Annotated in this window: 22 protein-coding genes; 10 read left to right on the top strand and 12 right to left on the bottom strand. The window is 68.8% G+C overall.

The window, feature by feature from the left end:
- Positions 1-35 precede the first annotated feature (35 nt).
- The 3 genes from AC1DWT_RS01040 to AC1DWT_RS01030 all read left to right on the top strand — a co-directional run bounded on the left by AC1DWT_RS01040 (position 36) and on the right by AC1DWT_RS01030 (position 3,437).
- The gene (locus AC1DWT_RS01040; protein ID WP_477919412.1) at positions 36-371 is read left to right on the top strand and encodes a hypothetical protein; all 336 of its coding nucleotides are present in this window, start codon (positions 36-38) and stop codon (positions 369-371) included.
- A complete protein-coding gene (locus AC1DWT_RS01035) occupies positions 368-2,653 on the top strand; it encodes a TPR repeat domain-containing protein (protein ID WP_477919411.1) in 2,286 nt (761 codons plus the stop codon). The genes AC1DWT_RS01040 and AC1DWT_RS01035 overlap by 4 nt, the downstream gene beginning before the upstream one ends.
- A gap of 148 nt (positions 2,654-2,801) precedes the next feature.
- Positions 2,802-3,437, top strand: coding sequence for a hypothetical protein (locus AC1DWT_RS01030; RefSeq protein WP_477919410.1), 636 nt, complete (start codon positions 2,802-2,804; stop codon positions 3,435-3,437).
- A 51-nt stretch (positions 3,438-3,488) separates the two neighbouring features.
- On the opposite strand, the gene AC1DWT_RS01025 is transcribed toward AC1DWT_RS01030, so the two are convergent.
- Together AC1DWT_RS01025 and AC1DWT_RS01020 are read right to left on the bottom strand one after the other, a co-directional pair.
- Entirely contained in the window at positions 3,489-4,163 is a 675-nt protein-coding gene (locus tag AC1DWT_RS01025; RefSeq protein ID WP_072938743.1) for a YoaK family protein, read from the bottom strand.
- Positions 4,164-4,200: 37 nt separating this feature from the next.
- Positions 4,201-5,757 (bottom strand): TM0106 family RecB-like putative nuclease, encoded by a 1,557-nt coding sequence (locus AC1DWT_RS01020; protein WP_477919409.1) that lies wholly within the window; start codon positions 5,755-5,757, stop codon positions 4,201-4,203.
- Positions 5,758-5,919: 162 nt separating this feature from the next.
- Between AC1DWT_RS01020 and AC1DWT_RS01015 the strand changes: the two genes are divergently transcribed.
- From AC1DWT_RS01015 to AC1DWT_RS00995, 5 genes are read left to right on the top strand one after another with little or no spacing between them, the layout of a single operon-like run.
- A complete protein-coding gene (locus AC1DWT_RS01015) occupies positions 5,920-6,573 on the top strand; it encodes a DUF6474 family protein (protein WP_477919408.1) in 654 nt (217 codons plus the stop codon).
- A gap of 16 nt (positions 6,574-6,589) precedes the next feature.
- Positions 6,590-7,108, top strand: a complete 519-nt coding sequence (locus AC1DWT_RS01010) for a hypothetical protein (protein WP_477919407.1) — start codon at positions 6,590-6,592, stop codon at positions 7,106-7,108.
- A 41-nt stretch (positions 7,109-7,149) separates the two neighbouring features.
- Complete coding sequence (locus AC1DWT_RS01005; RefSeq protein ID WP_072938751.1) at positions 7,150-7,818, top strand: YcnI family copper-binding membrane protein; 669 nt, start codon at positions 7,150-7,152, stop codon at positions 7,816-7,818.
- The gene (locus tag AC1DWT_RS01000) at positions 7,815-8,348 is read left to right on the top strand and encodes a copper resistance CopC family protein (RefSeq protein ID WP_072938752.1); all 534 of its coding nucleotides are present in this window, start codon (positions 7,815-7,817) and stop codon (positions 8,346-8,348) included. The genes AC1DWT_RS01005 and AC1DWT_RS01000 overlap by 4 nt, the downstream gene beginning before the upstream one ends.
- A 5-nt stretch (positions 8,349-8,353) precedes the next feature.
- Positions 8,354-9,292 (top strand): CopD family protein, encoded by a 939-nt coding sequence (locus AC1DWT_RS00995; RefSeq protein WP_072938754.1) that lies wholly within the window; start codon positions 8,354-8,356, stop codon positions 9,290-9,292.
- 50 nt (positions 9,293-9,342) lie between these two features.
- Here the strand turns inward: AC1DWT_RS00995 and AC1DWT_RS00990 are convergent, their stop codons facing one another.
- A complete protein-coding gene (locus AC1DWT_RS00990) occupies positions 9,343-10,248 on the bottom strand; it encodes an NADP-dependent oxidoreductase (RefSeq protein WP_476748565.1) in 906 nt (301 codons plus the stop codon).
- A 149-nt stretch (positions 10,249-10,397) separates the two neighbouring features.
- Here AC1DWT_RS00990 and AC1DWT_RS00985 point away from each other — a divergent pair, with 149 nt between their 5' ends.
- Positions 10,398-10,763, top strand: a complete 366-nt coding sequence (locus tag AC1DWT_RS00985) for a RidA family protein (protein WP_072949157.1) — start codon at positions 10,398-10,400, stop codon at positions 10,761-10,763.
- Positions 10,764-10,871: 108 nt separating this feature from the next.
- Positions 10,872-11,432 (top strand): MarR family winged helix-turn-helix transcriptional regulator, encoded by a 561-nt coding sequence (locus tag AC1DWT_RS00980; protein WP_174705575.1) that lies wholly within the window; start codon positions 10,872-10,874, stop codon positions 11,430-11,432.
- Between the two features lie 8 nt (positions 11,433-11,440).
- Here the strand turns inward: AC1DWT_RS00980 and AC1DWT_RS00975 are convergent, their stop codons facing one another.
- The 9 genes from AC1DWT_RS00975 to AC1DWT_RS00935 form a co-directional block, all read right to left on the bottom strand.
- Positions 11,441-12,058: a TetR/AcrR family transcriptional regulator gene (locus AC1DWT_RS00975; protein ID WP_072949187.1), complete on the bottom strand. Its 618-nt coding sequence runs from the start codon at positions 12,056-12,058 to the stop codon at positions 11,441-11,443.
- A gap of 90 nt (positions 12,059-12,148) precedes the next feature.
- Positions 12,149-13,180 carry an aromatic ring-hydroxylating oxygenase subunit alpha gene (locus tag AC1DWT_RS00970; RefSeq protein WP_072949159.1) on the bottom strand — a complete coding sequence of 344 codons (1,032 nt, stop codon included), beginning with the start codon at positions 13,178-13,180 and terminating at the stop codon, positions 12,149-12,151.
- A 2-nt stretch (positions 13,181-13,182) separates the two neighbouring features.
- Positions 13,183-13,395 carry a recombinase-like helix-turn-helix domain-containing protein gene (locus AC1DWT_RS00965; RefSeq protein ID WP_072949161.1) on the bottom strand — a complete coding sequence of 71 codons (213 nt, stop codon included), beginning with the start codon at positions 13,393-13,395 and terminating at the stop codon, positions 13,183-13,185.
- Between the two features lie 12 nt (positions 13,396-13,407).
- Complete coding sequence (locus AC1DWT_RS00960) at positions 13,408-14,367, bottom strand: PDR/VanB family oxidoreductase (protein ID WP_206014343.1); 960 nt, start codon at positions 14,365-14,367, stop codon at positions 13,408-13,410.
- A gap of 103 nt (positions 14,368-14,470) precedes the next feature.
- The gene (locus AC1DWT_RS00955; protein WP_477919406.1) at positions 14,471-15,205 is read right to left on the bottom strand and encodes an oxygen-binding di-iron domain-containing protein; all 735 of its coding nucleotides are present in this window, start codon (positions 15,203-15,205) and stop codon (positions 14,471-14,473) included.
- A 12-nt stretch (positions 15,206-15,217) separates the two neighbouring features.
- The gene (locus tag AC1DWT_RS00950) at positions 15,218-15,358 is read right to left on the bottom strand and encodes a hypothetical protein (RefSeq protein WP_167372184.1); all 141 of its coding nucleotides are present in this window, start codon (positions 15,356-15,358) and stop codon (positions 15,218-15,220) included.
- Positions 15,359-15,366: 8 nt separating this feature from the next.
- Positions 15,367-16,485 (bottom strand): FAD-dependent monooxygenase, encoded by a 1,119-nt coding sequence (locus AC1DWT_RS00945; RefSeq protein ID WP_477919405.1) that lies wholly within the window; start codon positions 16,483-16,485, stop codon positions 15,367-15,369.
- Positions 16,482-18,131, bottom strand: coding sequence for a thiamine pyrophosphate-binding protein (locus AC1DWT_RS00940; RefSeq protein WP_206014341.1), 1,650 nt, complete (start codon positions 18,129-18,131; stop codon positions 16,482-16,484). The genes AC1DWT_RS00945 and AC1DWT_RS00940 overlap by 4 nt, the downstream gene beginning before the upstream one ends.
- Positions 18,124-18,906 carry an SDR family oxidoreductase gene (locus AC1DWT_RS00935; protein ID WP_072949168.1) on the bottom strand — a complete coding sequence of 261 codons (783 nt, stop codon included), beginning with the start codon at positions 18,904-18,906 and terminating at the stop codon, positions 18,124-18,126. The genes AC1DWT_RS00940 and AC1DWT_RS00935 overlap by 8 nt, the downstream gene beginning before the upstream one ends.
- Between the last annotated feature and the right edge of the window lie 2 nt (positions 18,907-18,908).

Here is an 18,908-nt window from a genome sequence, read left to right as displayed (position 1 = left end):
CTGCTGTCGATCCGTGAACAGACGAGGGGGGCTTCGTGGGGACGTTGAAAGCTGATCTGGAGCAGCTCGACAAGCTGGGGGGAACTTTGCGCGCACTGGCCGACGAGGCCGGTGGTCTGCGAACCGGTCCGGCGGCAGGACCGTTCGCGTCCACGCTTGGAGGTGTGATGAGCTCCGTCATCGAGGCATCCGGCATCTCCGCGGATCTCGTGGATGCAGCACTCGTGCCGGCGATCAAGGAACGACTCGGCGAGACCGGCGACGTGATGATCCATGTCGCGCAGGAGTACCGGAACCAGGACGAATCGTCAGCCGACCGGTTCGTCGCCGCCTACACGAACGCCACCGGCGAGTGGAGCGGCAAAGCATGAGCCTCACTCGCACCCAGATCGACTCCTGGAATCCCGCGACTCTGACCGAGATCGGTGACGCATGGATCGCCCTCGGCACCAAGGTCGAAGATCTCTTCACCCGATACGTCGACGGCGTGACCAAGGTCAACGACGCCTACTGGGAGGGCAAAACCGCCGAGGCCGCCCAGAACCGGGCGAATGCCGACAAGAAGACGGCGCTTGTCGTGGTCGATCAACTGGAAGCACTCGCCAACCGTGCGAAGCAGGGTTTCCACGACGTCGACGCACCCCTGCAGCGGGCGCGGATGGCGATCGTGGCCGCCGAGTCTGCGGGTTTCCGCGTAGCCGACGACCTGACGGTCACCGATCCCGGGACCCCCGATCCCGACAACGATCGCGTGAACGACATGACCGGGTGGCAACGCGACATCGCCGACGCCGCGTCCGCGACGGAAACTGCCGACGCAACCGTCAGGGACGCACTCGCTTCCGCTCGCGACGGGCTGCGGGCAACGTTCACCTCAGCCGCGGCGCTGGGCTCCGATCAGGGTGTGTCCGACGGTACGCAACTCGTCTCCGACCCCGCCGGATTGAATCCCGAGCAGGTCCAGAGACTGACCGAGGCCGGGGAACTGACCCCCGAGCAGCTCGACGCCGTGAACTCCGGCAACGCCGCGACGATCCCTGCGTCGCAGATGGAGTATCTGAATCAGGTCAGCCGGTCACTGGACGGAAAGAGTCCACAGGAGATCCAGCAGATCATGGACAAGCTGCCTCCGGACTCTGCGCGTGCCCTGGCGAACTCGCTTCAGATCGTGTCGAACGACAAGATCACGGCCACCGTCAAGGGCGACTCGCAGGTGCCGACGACCGGCGGCCTGAACCTGCTACCCGACAAGATGGTCGAATCGCTGACCCGGGACGATCTCGTGACCCGCGGTTTCAAGATGGTCGGGCCCACCGGTGCATCCAGCGTCGAACTGAACGGAGTCGCCGACAACCAGGCGATCGCCGACATCGTCCAGGCAGGCGATGAGCAGTACAAGAGCGGCAGCAGCCTCGATCAGCACCTCCTGGAGGTCGGTCGCCAGTACCTCGACGCCCAGGTCGCGCACGAACAGAACCCGAACCACAAGTTCGAGTACTTCACGGTCGACGGCCGGGGAACCGAGAACACGGCGATCACCGAAGGCATCTTCACCGCCGTCGGCGACGACAAGATCGCCGTCCAGCACGCGGTCACCCAGCCCGACACCGGCCAGAATCTGGTGCGCGACGTCCTCACTCACAACTGGTCCGACAACGGGCAAGCAGCAGCCTCGATGTTCCGGTTCGACGACGCAGAGGCCACTGTCGAGGACCCCCGCAACCCGGCCGACGTCGAAGCCGCGACACGCAGCGGGCAGATCATGTCAGCCCTCGCCGAGAACATGAGTACCGACTGGGACACGCTCCGGGGAATACCCGGCACCGACGGGCAATCCGTCGGAGAGGTCAACCCGGACCTTCTTCGGACCATGTCCCACAGCATGAGTCCGTACATCAGCGACCTCGCGGGCGCCGGCCGACCAGAAAACCCCGGCTTCGACATCGGCACCTGGGCAGACCCCGCCGACAACAACCACTTCGGCGGCTCGTCGAACGTATTCGCCGTGATGAACACCGACCCCGAGGCCGGAACACACTTCACCCAGTCCTCGATGCAGGAAATCCTTGCCGCGGAGGGCCGGTACGCACACGACCCCGCGGCACCCCTGGCCGGTGGCGACCTCTCCACCGCAGGCCGAATCCACGGCCTCATGGACAGGGGACTACTCCTCTCGACCGAGGACAGCTACAGCGACAAGGCCGAGCAGGCGCAGGCAATCTACGACCGCAAAGCGGCGGCATACGGCGCTCTCACCAGCATCGGCTCCGTAGGCCTGGACCGCCTTCCCGGCGGGGAATTCATCAACACCATGATCGACGCGGGCGGCGACCCCCTGAAAGACGCCGTCATCGGCAAGGCGCCGGGGCCGGCACCCTCCGTCGCCCTGGAAGCTCCGGACTTCTACCGCGACTACTACAACATTCTTCAAGCGACGCCGGAGCTTCCCGCGAGCTTCCGAGGGGATTACCCCTGGGCATTCGATTCGTCTGGCGACCTCCTGTCTTGGGAGGACCTCCGTTCGAATGCCGAGATGAAAGGTTACGGAAAGGATCCTCTCCAAACCATGTTCAGCAACCTCGGCGATCCGGCCGACGGGAACGGGGAACGTATCCGAAACGGTTACGACGACGTGGTACGCAACGATGGTTGATCGCGCGGGTTTCGCACTCACCTTGGGAACGGTGGTTCTTCTGTCGACCAGCTGCGCCGAGGAAACTGCACCTGAACCGGATCCGCCTCCTCCGGCAGAGACCACGGTCTTGTACTCCAACGTCTGGTCTGGCGGATCCGATGTCGACGTGTCCAACCGGAGCGCCGAACTCGTACGCGCGGCCTACGAGGCGGGAGAACTCACGTCCTATGTAGGCCTGAGCAACTCGTATCCCGGATATGAAAGTGCTGTCGGCGGCCCCGCGAGACAAGGTGATCGCGACAAGGAGGAGTTCCTCACCTGGCGAGAACCTGAGGACACCAGCCAGGCTGCGGGAACGAACTTCGTGTACATCGCCGACTTTGCAACCACGGATTCAAGAGTGGCGGCCACGGTATGTAGTTACGAGCTCTTTTCCGAGCCGCGCCCAAACATCACCCTGAATCCATTGAATGCGGCGTTCCGTGTCGAGCTGGAACGGACCGCCGCCGACCCGGGGCAGCCGGGAATTCCCGACACCGACCCTGCCCAGCAGGACGCTCGTGCGAATCGGGTGCCGACGTGGAATGTGTTCGAGGGCTGGAAGATCACCAAGCTCCACTACCTGCGCCGGCTGGACGGTGATGTCATTCCTCAGGGGTGCACGGACTGGTGGCAGCAGCAGTTCCCGGCATTCGCCGCGAATGCGTCCGGCAACCTCGTTCCGCCTCCCGGTTTCGAGCCGCCGACGATGCCGGTCGYCGTCCAGTATCCGGAGTGGATCGGGCCCGCGAATTCGGAGTAGGCGGCTTCGCCGCCCGTGCGTGCGTAAGGAGTCCCTGGACTCGTCAACCGCTCACAGGCGGCGGCGCCGCACGTCGTCGACGTAGAACAGGATGAGGGCGACGATGAGGAGGGCCGCGGGGATCCAGGCGGCGGATCCGCCGAAGTAGCGGGTGGCGAAGGCGCCGAGGACGGCGCCGCCCGCGAAGCTGCTCACGATGGCTGCGTACACCCGGGTGTGCCGCCGCGATTCGGGGATCTTCTCGATGAATCCGGCGTACGCCGCCTCGGTGAAGCGCATGAGGTTGCCGGTGGTGGCGACGGCGATGTAGGACAGCGATCCGATGGTGCGGAACAGGCCGAACTGCATGGCCGCGACGAACGCGATGGGCACGGTGACGAGCGCGTTGGGGACGTCCGGGGGGACGAACGCGACCGCGACGAGGACGACGATCTGCGCGACCATCGCGATCCGGATCGGGTGGTCGAAGACGCTGTGGGCGAGTTCGCCCTTGAGCAGGTGCGCGAATGCGACTCCGACGATGAACGCGAGGATCGGCCACAGGTGTGCGCGTGCGGCGTGGAAGTGCCGCTCGGACAGGTCGATGGCCATGAGGATGACGTTGCCGGTCTGGGCGTTCGCGAAGACGCCGCCGCGGCTGATGTAGGTGTAGGCGTCGAGGAAGCCGCCCGCGGCGGTGAGGAGCAGCGCGAACCGCAGCGTCGTGGATGTCTTCGGCACCTCCACCTGACCACCCCTACCGAATCGGGCCCTGCATTGCAGCCTAGAGGTCGGATGCGAGCGGGATCTCGTTCTCGGCCCGATCCGACATCCATTCGCGCAGTACTTTCGTGGCGATAACGTCGTCCTCGTTGTATTGCAGCAGTCGTTCGCGCTGGGTGAGGTCGGGTTCGCCGTCGTAGCCGACGGCTTCGCGGTACCAGCTCATGGATGCTTCGCCGCCGGCGTCGGCGTCGCGCCACCGGAATCCGGCGACGGGGGCGATCTTCTTGAGGCCCTTGCCGCCGGGGCAGATGAACTGGTCGCTGATCGCCTGGTAGATGTCGACCCATTGTGGGCTGTCGATGAATTCGCGGATCTCGGCTTCGGTGGGGATGCCGGGCGTCCCGGCGAACCGGCGGGCGGAGTCCAGCAACCACTTGTCCTCGGCGGACCGCGAATAGCAGTAGGCGGCGAAGGTTCTGCCGCTCAGGGCCGCCGCTTCCCGCTCGGCCATCAGCCACGTCCAGAATTCCGCGAACGACCGGGCCTCGTCCTGCGTCGGCACCGGGTCCCAGCTGACGAACGGCCGGTACGCGGACACCCCGTCCACGTTGAGCAGTGTCCCCCACAGGTAGGCGCCGTGCTCCTGGTAGCTCTCCATGTCGACGTCGACCTCGACGTCGGCGCGCGTCACCCGGATCTCGGGGAAGCGTCGCACCAGCGGCGCCCCCGCGAGCCAGGCCTTGGCGGTGACGACGGCGTCCTCGAACGCGCCGTGCGGCCAGTCCTCGAGGGGTTCGCGGTCCCATGCGGCGAGGTCGTCGATGGTGTGGCAGCCCGCGTCGCGCAGCATGTCGGCGCGCGACCCCGTGGCCACCAGGCTCACGTCGTGCGTCTGTGTCAGCTGTTCCTCGCACCCGGGCCACCACGGGCAGRACCGGCATTCGCCGATCCTCGACGGCACGGTCGCCGATTCCCCGCGTGCGACGGCGAGCCGGTCGGCGAAGCGTTCGTCGTAGTCGTCGAGGATGGTGGTGAGGTCGTGCACGTAGATGACGTCGGAGCCGTAACCGATGGCGCCGGCCACCAGGGCGGGACTCGCCAGCCCGTGCCGCTCGAGCATCCGGTACACCTGCGCGACGCGCATCTGGTCGCGGACCTGGCTGCGGGGCTTCCGCGCCACGTCCTCCTGCGGTTTCCACTCGAACATTCCCGACGTCACCGCGCCGCGGCCGGGATCGGTGACCTTGTGGTTGACGACGATCACCGGGATGTACCCACCGCGGTCCTCGTCGCGGAGCAGAATCTCGCAGCGCGCCCTCCGGCCGGCGTCGCGGTCGAGCGGGAGCACGGCTCCCCAGATGCGGTCCACGCCCGCCTCGCATGCGGCGAGGGTGTCCTCGGCGCGCCGGCGCAGGCTCTGCTCGGTGTCGATCTGCACCCACCGTTCCGGTGCGTGCTCGGTGAGGGTCCGGCGGACCTCGTCACGTTTGGCGGCGGCAGCATCCTGGCGCTGGCGGACGCCCGGGTCCTCCGGCGCGGCCGCGAGTTGTTCGGGGAACGCCGCGTCGAGGTGCACCCGGTGGCGGCACCGCGTCAGGGCGCTGGCATCGATCACCGTCCCCGACACCTTTCCGGGAGAGGCGTCGGGTTCTGATTGCTGACCGATATGGGAACACACGATGACGAAGATTATGTGCTCCCCTAGGCTGATCCCGAAGCACCGGATGCAGTTGGTAGCGTGGGCTCCGCTGAAACACCAGGAAAAGGGGTCTTTTCGATGGGGTTGTTGAAGAAACGTAAGTCCCGAGCCACCCGCAAGGCGGAAGCCAAGGCACTCCGGCACAAGGCTGGAGTGGAGGCGAAGCTGAGCGCGAAGAACGAACGGAAACGCGACAAGCATGCCGCGAAGGCCGGGCGCAAGCTCGAGGCCGCCGAACTGAGGTCGCTGAAGAAGGTCGAGAAGGCTCAGATCGCTGCGTTGAAGGCCGAGGAGAAGGCCGCCGCCCAGAAGGGTTTCACGGTCGCCGCCGTCCGCAAGTACCTCGGTGTCGCTCGACTGCTGACACCGGTGCTGCTGCCGATCGCCTACCGCGCCGCCACCGTCGTGCGCGGGCAGATCGACGCCCGGCGTGCCGACCGGATGGGTGTCGACGTCGACCAGCTCGCCAACTTCACCGGGCACGGCGCCAAGCTCAGCGCCCGCATCGCCGGTGCCGAAAGCACCACCACGGAGATCCTCGCCCAGAAGCCGGACGACGCGGAGACGCAGAAGTTCGCCGCCGCCATCCGCGACCGCCTCAGTGATCTCAACACCGCCGTCCGCGCGGCCGAGCAGATGCCGCAGGCCCGCCGCAAGGCCGCCCATCACGCCATCTCGTCCGAACTCGACGGAGTCGAAGCCGATCTCCTCGCCCGCCTCGGCGTGCGCTGAACGACCCGACCACTCGATGTCCCCCGCCCGCCCCGCCGCGACCGCTACCCTTCGTGGGTCGGCGGTCGGTGCGCTCGTCGCCGGTCTCGCGGTCGCGGCGCACGGCATCGGCGGGGGCGGCCTTCCCGAATCCGCGGCCCTGACCCTGCTGCTCGTCACGTGCAGCGGTGTCGGCGCGGTCACCGCACAACTGCCCGCCCGCTTCCACGGACCGCTCGCACTCGTGGCGGCCCTCGGCGCCGGCCAGGTTGCCGCGCACTTCGCGCTCACGCTCACCTCGCACCTGCACTCGGCGGTCCCCGCCGTGCCGATGGTCGCCGCGCACGCGGCCGCCACCGTCGTCTGCGCGCTGCTGATCGCCAACGCCGAGCGGCTGTACGGTCCCCTCGTCCACGTCTGGCGGGTGGTTCTGCGCGGTGAACCGCAGCCCGTCTCGGCAGCAAGAACGGCGCACCTCCCCGCGCGTCCCGCGAATCCCGTGGACGCCCTGCTGCGCGCGAGCATTTCGCGTCGCGGCCCACCGGTCCTGGTCTGATTCTCACCATTTCTCCCTTCAGACCTTTCAAAGGACCTTTGATGAATTCCCTCGTTTCCCGTGCCCTTTTCACGGCCGGTGCGGCCGGTGGCGCCATGCTCCTCGCGGCCGGTGTGGCCGCCGCCCACGTGACCGTCGTCGCCCCCGGCGCCGAGCAGGGCGGCTACTCCGTCCTGACGTTCCGCGTTCCCACCGAGTCCGAGACGGCGTCCACCACCAAGCTGACCGTCACGCTCCCCGACCTGAAGTCGGCCCGCACCACACCGATGCCGGGGTGGACGTCCGTCGTCGAGAAGGACCCGACGTCCCAGGTCGCGAAGTCTGTGACGTGGTCCGCCGACCCCGGTGTCGGTGTCGCGCCCGGGCAGTTCCAGCAGTTCGAGCTGTCCGCCGGACCGCTGCCGGAGCAGGAAGACGTGTCGTTCCCGGCCACCCAGACGTACAGCGACGGGGAGGTCGTCAACTGGGATCAGGCGGAAGGCCCCGATGGCGCGGAGCCCGACAAGCCGGCCCCCACCCTCACCCTCGCCGCGGCGAGCGGTGAAGATCACAGCCACGACGCCGGCGGCGCCACGACGTCCGAGGAGACCGAGACGACGGCGTCCGGCACCGACGACACCGCCCGCTGGCTCGGCGGCATCGCCCTGGTCCTGGGCGCACTCGGTGCGGCGCTCGGTCTCGGCGCGATGGTCCGGAGCCGTCGAAAATGAGACGACACACCACTTTCACGTCGGTGAAGGTGATCGCGGTCGGACTGCTGACAATGCTCGCGAGCATGCTCGGCGCCGGCACCGCTCTCGCCCATTCCGTCGTGATCAGCTCCACCCCCGAGAACGGCGCGGAAATCGCGTCCGGCCCGGAACGGGTGAGCGTCACGTTCAACGAGGCGCTGCAGGAATCGTTCGCGTCGCTGACCGTGGTGGGACCCGACGGGAACCTGTGGACAAAGGGCGACCCGGTCGTCGAAGGGCCCACGGTCAGTGCCGAACTCGGCGAGCTGGGACCGGCAGGCGTGTACACCGTCGCGTTTCGCGTCACCTCCGCCGACGGGCATCCGGTGAGCGGGACCCGCACGTTCACCCTCACCCAGGAGGGGTCGGGCACACCCGGCGCCGCGGCCGACAGCTCGGGTGAATCCGGCAGTGGCGGAGTTCCGCTGTGGCCGTTCATTGTTGCCGGTGTGCTCGTGTTCGGCGGCGGGCTGTGGTTCGCGCTTCGCAAGCCTCGCGGCGAGAACTGAGCACGGTGGGTGCGGCGCGACAGTCCTGGCTGCTGTTCGCCGTACCCACGTCGCTCGTCGGGGTCGCGTGCGGTTGGGCGCTGGCGCAACCGGAAGACCCGTCGCCGTCGAGCGCTGTCCGGGCGCTGTGCCTGGTGCTCGGTTCGGTCGTCCTCGGACTCGCCGCGCTGGGCTGGTGCAGTCGGGCGGACAGCCGTCCCCTCTTGCGGGACCAACGGCTGTGGCGGTTGTCGACCGCGGTCGCCGGCGCGTGGATGCTCGCCGAGGCCGTGCTGCTGTCGATGACGGCGGCGGAGGCCGACGCCCTGGGGTTGTCCGAGCTGTCGGTCGGGCGGTTCGGTGCCTACGTGACCGAGATCAGTGCGGGACGCGTCGACCTCGCCGTTCTCGTGTGCACGGCCGCGGCCACCGTGTGGTCGGCGGTCGCGTTCCGTCGCAGCGACGCCCGGCTTCCCGTCCCGGTGCTGGTGCTCGCGGCACTGGCCCTGGTGGCCCGGCCGATCACCGGCCACATGTCGCAGCAGGTCCTCGGCTCGGTCCTCGACGTCGTCCACGCGCTGTCCGCCGCCGTGTGGTTCGGACTCCTCGCCGCGCTCGCCCTGATGCTCCGGTCGCGTGGGGACTGGTCGTCGTGGCTGCCGCGCTATTCCGTCGTCGCGTGGCGGTGCGTGTGGCTGCTGACCGCGACCGGTGTGATCGACGCCGCGGTCCGGCTGGGTGGGGTGACGCCCCTGTTCGACACCGGTTACGGCCGCATCGTGCTCGCCAAGGCGGTGGCGTTGGCGGCGCTTCTCGGGCTCGGCTGGTGGTGGCGGCGAACGTGGGTCGTCCAGGCCGCCGCGCACCGGATCACCGCGGAAGGGTCCCTGCGGCGCGCGATCGTCGAGGTGGTGGTGATGGCCGTTCCGTTCGGTCTCGCCGCCGCCTTGGCCACCACCGCCTGACCCGTGAGTACTTGTTAACCACGGGCGGTTAATAAGTACTCACGGGCGCGTCAGCGCACGAGGAGGAGCTTCCCGCGGCTGCCACCCTTCTCGCCGGCGCGCTGCGCGTCGGCCGCTTCGGCCAGCGGGAACGTCCGGGCCGGCGGGAGGGCCAGCTTCCCGTCCACGACGAGGGCGCCCAGCCTGCGCAGTGTCTCCGCGCTGCGGTCGCCGGCGTTGCCGGACGAGAAGGTGATTCCCAGCCCGAACGCGGCACCGTCCGACAGCGTCACGATCCGGTCGGTGCCCCCGCGCAGTTCCATCGCCACCTCGAGTCCGCCGAAGCCGAGGTCGAGGACGGCGTCGACGCCGTTCGGGGCGAGTTCACGCACCCGGTCCGCCAGTCCCTCGCCGTACGTCGTGGGGGTCACGCCCAGCTCCCGCAGCGTGTCGTGGTGTTTCTCGCTCGCGGTGCCGATCACGGTGACTCCCGCGTCCAGCGCCAGTTGCGCCGCAATGGTTCCCACCGCACCCGACGCACCGTTCACCAGCAGCGTCTCACCGGACTTCAGCTTCAGGAGCCGGAGTCCCCGAGTGGCGGCCTCGCCGGCGACGGGAATGGTGGCGGCGTCCGTCCAGCTCAGCCCACTCGGCTTCGGCACGACTATCGAGGCGAGCGCGTATTCGGCGTAGCCGCCGGTGTCGGACCAGCCGAACACGTCGTCGCCCACCAGCACACCGGTCGCGTCCGGACCGACCGCGTCGACCACGCCGGCCACTTCGCTGCCCGGGATCTTCGGAAACTGCACCGACATCACCTCGGCCATCGATCCCGACCGCAGCTTCCAGTCGATCGGGTTGACGCCAGCGGCCCTGATGAGGAGGCGCACCTGGTTTCCGGTGGGCTCGGGTACCGGCACGTCGTGGATCTCGAGCACCTCGGGACCGCCGTAGGACGAGTAGGAGACTGCCTTCATGGTCTGGTTCGAATTCGTCATGCCCTCAATCTCGTCCTCGGCGGTCCGTCGCGCCAGGAGTTCGGTCGGACTTCGCTTCCCAGACCCTGTCAATTAGTTTAGCGCTAAGATATAGTGGCCGGAGCAGCCCCCCGAGAAAGCGAGCCTCCATGTCCCTCACCGAAGTCACCGCCCACCACCCCTACAGCCCGGCCGTGGTCGCGGGCGGACTGGCGTTCGTCTCCGGCGCACTGTCCGTCGACGCCGAGGGCACCGCCGTCCCGGGCCGCACCGAGGCGCTCGACGCCGCCGTCGACCGCATGGTCGATCGCCTCGCGACCGTCGGCGGGCAGCTGCAGGACGTCGTCAAGCTCACCTACTACGTCACCGACCTGTCGCTGCGCGAGGAGGCGAACCGCCAGTTCGAGCGCATCTTCGACGAGCCGCGTCCCGCACGCACGTTCCTCGAGGTGAGCAGCCTCCCCTACGGCGCCATCGCCGAGATCGACGCCGTCGCGGCGGTCGCGGGCCACTGACGGCACTGACGTCCGGCCGCGCCGCGGGTCCCCGTTTCGAGCAATCGACGGGGACCCGCGGAGCGTCGCCGTCACCTATGCTCGTTTCGATATCTTGGTACTAAACAGATGAGACCCTCGAGAATCCAGGAGGTGCGCCCGGTGACGCAACGCCCCGTTCCAGATCGCGATGCCGTCGACGACATCGTCGACCAGTGGGCCCACCAGTGGCCGGACCTGGATGTGAGTCCGCTGAAAGTGCTGGGCCGCCTGCACCGTTCGTATCTGCGGTACCAGTCGTCCCTCGCGGCGGTGTTCGAGGAGCATGGCATCAACATGGCGTCGTTCGACGTCATGGCCGCCCTCCGACGTTCGGGTCCGCCGTACCGGATGACGTCCGGACAGTTGGCGGAGTCCGCCCTCGTCACTACCGGGGGTGTGACACTGCGCGTCGACCGTCTCGAGAAGGCGGGACTCGTGCAGCGGGAGCGCGACGCCGAGGACCGCCGCATCGTGCACGCGCAACTCACCGACGAGGGCCTGCGGGTGATCGAGAAGGTCGCGGAGGCCCACTTCGCCAACGAGTCCCAGATCCTCAGCGGGATGTCGAAGGACGATCAGGCGGCGCTGGCCGAATTGCTCCGCAAGCTCGAGCACTCGATCGTCGAGAACCAGGCCCCCACCGCCTGAGCGGAAACTCAGCTGGCCGTGCGGGCGGTCAGATCGGCGACCTCACCGAATCCGATGAATCGTTCGGAGGCCGCCGTCATCTCCACGATGAAGCGTCGCTGCTCGTCCGGCGACGCACCGATCAGGCGCGCCGCACCCGTCCACTGCGCCTCGGCCAGTTTGCGGGCGAGTTGGGCGGGTTCGGCGCACGGCGTCGCGATCCCGGCCTCGTTGAGCCGTTCGATGAACCGGATGTACCGGCCGAGAATCCGGTTGTGTGCCGCCTCGAGTTGTTCGCCGATCACGGGGTCGACGGCCGCGCGGTCCTCGACCATCGTGAACAGGCGGCCGCTGCTGTAGACGGTCTCGATGAACGCCGCGGTGGCGGCGCGCAGGACGCTGCGGGGGTCCGCGTCCGGCGGGACCGGGATGCGCTGAGCCTCGACGAACGTGTCGAACACTTCGGCTGCGACGGCACGGAAGGCGTCGTCGCGGGACGCGAACCGGGCGCGGAATTCGGCCTCGGACACTCCGGCAGCAGCGGCGATGACCGCCTCGGTGGTGCGCTCGTACCCCAGTTCGGCGAAGCACCGCCCCGCCGCTTCGACCAGCGCGAGCCGACCCCGATCGTCACCGTTCGTAAGCACCGCTCGCGCCTCCTCGCACCCGGCCGGCGCCCACGTGTCGGCCGTCACACATTCTTAGTTGACATTTCACTCGAGTCAACCCGCGCGACCCTACGCCTCCTGAAGCGCCTTCGCCTGGGCCTCGGCCTGCGCCCGGTAGAGCCTGCGGAGCCGGATGACGCCGAGGTCGTGCTGGTACAGGTTCTCCGCCTGGTCCGCGTCGAATGCCATCGCCTCGAGCATGGTGCGGTCCTGCTCGAGCACCACCCAGTGCCGTTCTTCGAGCTTGGTGCGGTACAGGAACCGCCAGACGTCGCGCTCCCAGCCCTCGACGCGGCGGTAGCGCCAGAAGAACACCGCGGTGGTCTCGGCGTCGATCGGAGTTCCCATGCCGACGATGCCGAACGACCCGCCCGGGCCCGCGGTCGGCGGGTACGGGATCTCGAGGTCCACCCAGTCGATGCCTGTCCGGCAGAATTCGACCCAGTCGAAGTTCACGCCGCGCTGGTCGGTCTTCTCGAAGAAGAATCCGCGGTCGGTTTCGCGGATCCGGAACTTCGCGGACGTCTCCCCGCCGAACATCGAGTGGGATTCGCGGTGCAGGAACGCCCCGTGCATCGGGTCGAGCAGGTTCTCCAGCGTGAACCGCCACGGCGCCTTCCACTCCGCGTAGCAGAGGAAGTGCGAGATGCCGTCGTCGGTGAGGCGCTCGGGCAGTTCGAGGGGTGCGGGTTCGGCGTCGGGGTCGGTGCCGAACCAGGCGAGCACGGCGCCGGCCACTTCCCGCACGGGGAGGCTGGTCACCAGCCGCTTGCCTTCGAGGTTGCAGCCGGGCATCCCGGGGACGGAGACGACGGTGCCGCCGCCGTCCACCTGCACACCGTGGTACTGGCAGGCGACGCGGTCGCCGAGGTGCTGCCCCTGCGACAGCGGAGCGCCGCGGTGCGGGCAGCGGTCGGCGAGCATGCGGAGGGTGCCGTCGGACTGACGGAACAGCAGCCAGTCCTCGCCGAGGCGGCGGATCTTCTTCATGTCTCCGCGCGCGACGAAGTCGGACGGGCACACCGCGTGCCACTGGTCGCGCATCCCGGTCGCGAAGATCTCGTCGCCGGTCAGTGCCGCCTTGTGCAGTCGGTTCACCATGGTCAGGCCCCCATCCGTCGGATCTCGTCCGTGAAAGTGTCGGTGGTCCAGGCGTCGCCGCCGGGACTGTGGATTCCGAGGGCGTTCAGGCCCTTCACCAGGCCTTCGAGGTGGTGCACCCCGGTGCCGAAGACCTCTTCGATCGCACCGGCCAGTTTCCGTTCGTACGGGGTGGGCGCCGCGCCGGACTGGCGTGGTTGCAGATACAGGCTCATGGTTCTTCCCTTCTAGAGATCCAGCACGAGCTCGTCGGAGCGGGCGCGGGAAACGCAGATCATGATGGTGGTGCCGGACTCCTGCTCGGAGCTGGAGAGCAGGGAGTCGCGGTGGTCGGGGGTGCCGGCGAGGACACGGGTTTCGCAGGTCCCGCAGATGCCTTCGCGGCAGGAGTTGGGGACGTCGACGCCGGACTCCTCGAGGGTGTCGAGGATGGTCCGGTCGGGGGCGACGGTGGCGGAGATGCCGGATCGTTCGCAGATCACGCGGACGGGACGGTCGCCGGCGAGGGTGTCGGCGGGGATCTCCTTGGCCTTGAACCGTTCGAGCCGGATCGCGCCGTCCGGCCAGGAGCCGGCATACCCCTCGACCGCGCCGAGCAGTCCCTCGGGGCCACAGGCGTAGACGAGGGTCTCCGCGCGGGCGGTGCCGAGGATGCCGTCGAGGTCGAGGATGCCGTCGGCCTCCTCGGTGACGACGTGGACGCGGTCGCCGTACGGGGACAGCTCGTCGAGGAACGCCATCGACGAGCGGGCGCGGCCGCCGTAGTGCAGTTCCCATTCGGCACCCATGCGTTCGGCCTCGCCGATCATCGCGAGGATCGGCGTGATGCCGATGCCGCCGGCGATGAACACATAGCGCGGCGACGGCAGGAGTTCGAAGTTGTTGCGAGGTGCGCTCACCGACAGACTGTCGCCGGGCCGCAGCGTCTCGTGGACGTGCCGGGAGCCGCCTCGGCCGGTCACCTCGTGGAGGATCGCGACGCGGTACCCGGTCTTGTCGTCGGGGTCTCCGCAGAGGGAGTACTGACGGATCGTCCCGCGGTTCAGGTGCAGGTCCAGGTGGGCGCCCGGCGTCCACCGGTCGACCGTGCCGCCGTCCTGCCGTTCGAGGCGGAGCGAGACGACGCCCGAGGACTCGACCCGCATCTGACGCACCATCATGGGGACGGTGTCTGCGTCTGTTGTCATCGCTCACTCCCAAGCTCGACCCGAAGGCATAGTTCCTTAGTGCTCAATAATTTAGCACTAAGATGTATTCTGCGCCACAGTCGAGGGGAAATTTCCGGGTCGGCTATTCGGCTTCGCGGTACCGCGCGGCCTCGGCCGCCATCCGCTCCTCGTACGCCTGCGCGAGATCCTGCAGACTCCGCACACAGTCACCGGTGAACACCGGCGCGTGCATCGGCGCCAGCAGCAGCGGTTTCAGATCGGCGAGCCCCCGGATCGTGGGCCCGAGCGCCGGCGTCAGGCACGTCGCGCTCCCCATGTCCTCGGCCGCGATGGCCGGGCCGACGATCTCTTCCTCGGTGGTCGTGGGGTGATGGCCGAACGCGGTGAACAGGTCGCCGCAGAACAGCGTCTGCGTCGTCTCCTCGAAGATCAGCCCGGCGTCCCACCCGTGCGGCACGTGCGGGGTATCGAGGTGACGGACTCGCCTGCTGCCCGTCTCCAGCACGTCGCCGTGCTGCAGGGGACGCGGCGCGCGATCGGCCAGGTCGTTGACCTGCACGAAGCAGCCCATCGCCCCGTGCGCGACCTCCGCGTTCGGCGCGGCCGCCAGCCACGAGTTCATCGCGCCGCACTCGTCGGCCTCGACGTGGCCGAACGTGATCCACCGCAGCCTGTCGAGGGGAATCAGCCGGCCGACCGCCTCGGACACGACCGGGAACAGCGCACGCTGACCGGCGTGGAACAGCAGCGGTTCCTCACCGTCGACGACGAACTGGTTCATGATCAGGTTCGGCTCGTCCAGATACGTGGACAGCCGGTAGATGTCGGGAGCGATCTCGGTAATCGTGGTGTCCATCCCTGGCTCCGATCACGTCGCGGTGTCGTGAGATCCAGCCTTCTCGGGACCGCGGCGGCGCGCAAGATCACGCGGGTACGGCGGCGATGCCTCGACATAGACGTCGACGCCACCGGACAACCCGTAGGTGTCCGGCGGCGTCGCGCCGATCATGCGTCCGTTCAGGCCGCGGCCAATTCCAACGGCACCTGCCAGGCGTCGTATTCGTAGACCCAGTCGCCGTTGCCCGCGACCTTCAGCCACTCGTTGGACCGGGAGCCCCGCTGGATGCGGGAGGTCCGCTGCAGTCGCGTGTCCTGGTAGGTCTGCAGGGCGACCGCGGGGTCGTCGAACAGACTCAGGCAGCGGGACAGGACGACGGCGTCTTCGATCGCCATGCCTGCGCCCTGCGCCATGAACGGCATCATCGGGTGCGCGGCGTCGCCGAGGAGCACGGAGCGGCCGTCGGTCCACGATGCCAGCGGGTCCCGAACGTAGAGAGCCGATTTCAGGACGCCGTCGCACGCGTCGAGCAGCGCCCGCGCCTCGGGGTGGAAGTCGCGGTACAGCTCCCGCAGTTCGGCGACGGAACCGGGTGTGGTCCACGATTCCTCGGTCCACTCCTCCTGGCCGCAGGTGGCGAAGACGAAGATGTCCTTGCCCTGGTTGAGGGGGAATGTCACGATCTGCGTCGCACTGTCGGGGCCCCACCACTTGGTGAAGCAGTCGAGGTTCGGCAGGTTGCCGACGCGTTCGGTGGGGACGACGGCGCGGAACGCCACGACTCCCGTGAATGTCGGCTGTTCCCGTCCGAGGAGCGCGGTCCGGACCGCGGAGTGGATGCCGTCGGCACCGACGATCACGTCCGCGGAAACCGCACTGCCGTCGGTGAACTCGATGCGCCCGTCCGCGACGCCGGCGACCCGGCGGCCCATTTCGACGGACCCCGACGGCAGCCGGTTCTCGAGCGCGGTCATCAGGTCGCCGCGGTGCATGGTCAACTGCGGTGCGCCGTACTGCTGTTCCGCGCTGTCGCCCATCGGCAGCCGGGACGTCTCGGCTCCCGTGTCCCACGTGCGGCTGATCCGGAACTGCGGCCGGGCGGCGGAGTCGCGGATCGCCGGCCCGACACCGAGACCGTCGAGCGCCCGGACCGCGTTGGGGGTGAGGTTGATGTCGGCGCCGACGCGGGCGAACTGCCTCGTCTGCTCGTAGACCGTGACGTCGAGGCCGAACTTGCGGAGGGCGATGGCCGTGGCGAGTCCGCCGATGCCGCCGCCGCAGACGGCGACCGTGGTCACTGTGCACCCTTTCCTGGCACCGTCACGGGCGGCGTGAACGGTGCCGGCATGTCGCCGTAGGCGGCGAGGTCGACCTCGACGATCACGGGGGCCTGCCGGGACACGGCGTCAGCGAGCACGCTGTGCGCCTCGGCCGCGCCGCCGATCCGCAGGTAGGGCACGCCGATCGACTGTGCCAGCAACGGGAAGTCGGGGGTGACGAGATCGACGGCGTAGGTGTCTTCGCCGCCGCCCTGCTGCATGTTGCGCAGCACACCGTACCCGCCGTCGTTGAACACGAGCAGCACCAGCCACGGCTTCTCCTGCGCCATGGTGAGGATCTCGCCGAAGTGGACGGCCAGGCCGCCGTCGCCGACCAGCGCCAGGGTGGGGCGGGTCTCGTCGGCCAGTGCGGAACCGATGGCCATGCCCAGGCCCTGCCCGATGCCGCCGCCGCGGGGGAAGACGTTGGACCTGGGGTCGAACATCGGCAGCAGCCGGTTACCCCAGGAACTGGACGCGATGGTGACGTCGCGGGCGATCACGGAGTCCTTCGGGAACGCGGCGCGGACGGCGTCGCACAGCACGGCGTGGTCGCCGAGTCCGGCGCGCTGCCGGGTGCGGACCAGTTCCCTTGTCGCCCGGCCACGCTCGGTCCACGACGCGTCGACCGGGGCCAGTTCGGACAGCGACCGCAGGAACGTCGCGACGTCGGCGGTCACCCCGGCCTGCGCCGGGTAGACCCGTCCGATCGCGGCGGCGTCGAGGTCGACCTGCACGTGCACGGCGGGGACGGGCATCGAGTAGTCGCCGGTCTCGTTGGACCGGAAGTGGGTGCCCAGCGACAGCAGCAGGTCGGCGTCGGCGAGGAGTTCGCGCCCAGCCGGGGTGTTGCCGTAGTTGCCGATGCACAGCGGGTGGTCCTCCGGCACGGCGCCGCGCCCGGAGTTGCTGGTGAGCAACGGGACTCCCCACTGCTCCACCAGTGCGGTCAGCTCGGCACCGGCCGTGGCGACGCCGCCGCCCGCCCAGATCACCGGGCGTTCCGCCGACCGCAGCAGCGCGAAGGCGACGGCCAAGTCGTCGACGTCCGGCGTGCGCAGCGGTTCGACGACCGGCTCGACCACGTCGATGACGTGCTCCGCGTACTGCAGGTCGATGGGCCATTCGATGCTCGACGGCCCGCCGGGCGCGGCGAGTGCGGCGGCGATGCCTTCCCGCAACACCTTTCCGGCGCTGTCCGTGTCGAGGATGGTGGCGGCGTGCTTCGACGTCGCCGTCAGCATCCCCAGCTGATCCTTGGTCTCGTGGATGAACCCGCGACCCGATCCCAGGTACCGGCTCTCGACGTTGCCCGTCACGTGCAGCACCGACGTTCCGGCGCTGAGCGATTCGATCAGCGACCCGGCCGCGTTACCGGCGCCCGTCCCGGTGCTCGTGAGCGCACAGCCAAGTCCCCCGGTCGCCCGGGCGTATCCGTCGGCGGCGCTGACCGCGGTGGCCTCGTGCCGGACCGGCACGAACCGCAGGTGCTTGGCGACCGCCTGCACGAGGGGCTGGTTGTGCACGCTCACGATGCCGAAGACGGTGTCGACACCGGCTTCGCGCAGCACCTGGACGAGCAGGTCGCCCCCGTTTCCTACCGACATGGTGTTCCTCTCAGACATAGCGCGCGACGCCTCCGCAGACGTCGAGGCTGGTGCCCGTCACGTAGGACGAGCGGGGGGACAGCAGGGTCACGATCATGGCGGCCACCTCGTCGGCGCGGCCGAACCGGCCGAGGCCGATCCCGCGGTCCTGGGCGATCTCCGCCTCCCATTCGGCGAAGGTGGCGTCGGTGCCGGATTCCTCGTAGCGGCGGCGCCACTGACCGGTGTCGACCAGGCCGAGCGACACCGAGTTGACGCGGATGCCGTCGGTCGCGAGTTCCAGCGACAGCGACTTGCTGAGGTTCAGCAGCCCGGCCCGGGCGGCGCTGGTGGTGACCAGCCGCGGCTCGGGCTGGCGCGCGAGGACCGCCGAGATGTTGACGATGGACGCGGCGTCGGACTTGCGCAGCGCCGGCAGCGCCGCGTCGACGGTGTTGAGGACGCTGGAGAACTTGAGGTCGAGTTCGTCGCGCCAGTCGTCGAGGGTCGCCTCGCCGCGCGGGACCATGCGGGACTTGCCTGCGTTGTTGACCAGACCGTCGAGGCCGCCGAATCGGGCGACACCGGCGTCAACCAGTGCGGCGACCGCGGCCGGATCACGGACGTCGCACGACGCGGTGAGGACGCGGTCGCTGCCGGGCAGCGGCGCGATCACGGAGTCGAGCCGGTCGCGGTCGCGGGCACAGGTGACGACGTTGGCACCCTCCTCGAGCAGCATCGCGACGGTGGCGAGCCCGACTCCCGAGCTTCCGCCGGTCACCAGGTGGGTGCGGTCTTTCAGTTGCAGGTCCACGA

Source organism: Rhodococcus sp. P4_B6 (genome assembly GCF_056402215.1).
The sequence above is the reverse complement of the archived record's forward strand: the minus strand, read 5'-3'. Positions and strand labels throughout refer to the sequence as shown.

Coding starts and splice junctions, on each gene's coding strand:
- AC1DWT_RS01010 (WP_477919407.1), top strand. CDS start 6,590: ATGTCCCCCGCCCGCCCCGCCGCGACCGCTACCCTTCGTGGGTCGGCG.
- AC1DWT_RS00960 (WP_206014343.1), bottom strand. CDS start 14,367: ATGACAACAGACGCAGACACCGTCCCCATGATGGTGCGTCAGATGCGG.
- AC1DWT_RS00965 (WP_072949161.1), bottom strand. CDS start 13,395: ATGAGCCTGTATCTGCAACCACGCCAGTCCGGCGCGGCGCCCACCCCG.
- AC1DWT_RS00940 (WP_206014341.1), bottom strand. CDS start 18,131: ATGTCTGAGAGGAACACCATGTCGGTAGGAAACGGGGGCGACCTGCTC.
- AC1DWT_RS01000 (WP_072938752.1), top strand. CDS start 7,815: ATGAGACGACACACCACTTTCACGTCGGTGAAGGTGATCGCGGTCGGA.
- AC1DWT_RS01005 (WP_072938751.1), top strand. CDS start 7,150: ATGAATTCCCTCGTTTCCCGTGCCCTTTTCACGGCCGGTGCGGCCGGT.
- AC1DWT_RS00985 (WP_072949157.1), top strand. CDS start 10,398: ATGTCCCTCACCGAAGTCACCGCCCACCACCCCTACAGCCCGGCCGTG.
- AC1DWT_RS00955 (WP_477919406.1), bottom strand. CDS start 15,205: ATGGACACCACGATTACCGAGATCGCTCCCGACATCTACCGGCTGTCC.
- AC1DWT_RS00980 (WP_174705575.1), top strand. CDS start 10,872: ATGAGACCCTCGAGAATCCAGGAGGTGCGCCCGGTGACGCAACGCCCC.
- AC1DWT_RS00970 (WP_072949159.1), bottom strand. CDS start 13,180: ATGGTGAACCGACTGCACAAGGCGGCACTGACCGGCGACGAGATCTTC.
- AC1DWT_RS00990 (WP_476748565.1), bottom strand. CDS start 10,248: ATGAAGGCAGTCTCCTACTCGTCCTACGGCGGTCCCGAGGTGCTCGAG.
- AC1DWT_RS01015 (WP_477919408.1), top strand. CDS start 5,920: ATGGGGTTGTTGAAGAAACGTAAGTCCCGAGCCACCCGCAAGGCGGAA.
- AC1DWT_RS01035 (WP_477919411.1), top strand. CDS start 368: ATGAGCCTCACTCGCACCCAGATCGACTCCTGGAATCCCGCGACTCTG.
- AC1DWT_RS00950 (WP_167372184.1), bottom strand. CDS start 15,358: ATGATCGGCGCGACGCCGCCGGACACCTACGGGTTGTCCGGTGGCGTC.